The following is an 813-nucleotide window of genomic DNA, read 5'->3' as shown; positions in this document are numbered from 1 at the left end:
ATTCGCCTGGCGCCGGGAGTTGGCAACGCAGATAAGCGCAGGTGGTTGCGGCGATCCGGCTGGTCCAGCGTTTGTACCGGTTGTTGCCGAGAAGCCAACGCCGGCTCGAACGGCGCCGCTGCCGCTGCCGGTGGCCGTGGCCACCCAACGTGCTGGACGCGCTTGGCAACCCGCCTGAACTGGCCGCTGACCCACGCTTTGGCGATCATTGGGCCCGGTGCGCCCATGCACGTGAATGCACGGCGATCCTCGACCCGGTCTTCGCCTCGAAGCCGCGCGATTATTGGCTAAGTCGCTTCGTCGCCAAAGGTGATTTGCCGGTCTGCGCGATCAATACCACCGAAGAAGCCGCAAACGATCCGCAAGCCATTATCAACGGCTATGTCACCGAGCTGGACCATCCTTCGCATGGCAAAATCAAGCTGCCGGGTTTCCCTGTGGCCCTGTCGGCAACGCCGGCGCGCATTCATCGCCAAGCCCCAGAATTCGGCGAGCACACCGAGGACGTTCTCATCAACCTGCTGGGCATGGACTGGCATGGGATTACAGGGCTGCGGGAGCGGCAGGTCATCTGAGCGCCATGCCTTGCAGGGGCCAGTACGACACTTGCCACGCGGACGAGCGAAGGCGTGAACAATTGAATTTTCTGTCGCGTTCTACGTCACACCTTTGGTTAAAGGATTCGAACTGGCAAATGACAGACGTCGGCTTTCAGCGTCGAGGGCTCCGAAAGCCGTCAGACAGGTATCGTGGAGAGTTTCGGGCGCCTCTTGGCGTACGAAAGTCCCCGAGGAACGAACCCGCGGTCCAGAG

At 61.5% G+C, this 813-nt stretch carries 1 protein-coding gene; it reads left to right on the top strand.

Features of this window, described 5'->3' with window-relative positions; genetic code table 11:
• The first annotated feature begins 149 nt into the window (after positions 1 to 149).
• A complete protein-coding gene (locus tag QQJ84_RS06610; protein WP_284257339.1) occupies positions 150 to 575 on the top strand; it encodes a CoA transferase in 426 nt (141 codons plus the stop codon).
• Positions 576 to 813 lie beyond the last annotated feature (238 nt).

It is taken from the genome of Acidocella aquatica (genome assembly GCF_030160635.1).
GTDB classification, from domain to species: Bacteria; Pseudomonadota; Alphaproteobacteria; order Acetobacterales; family Acetobacteraceae; genus Acidocella; species Acidocella aquatica.
Note: the sequence above shows the minus strand (reverse complement) of the source record. Positions and strands in the feature narration are given on the sequence as shown.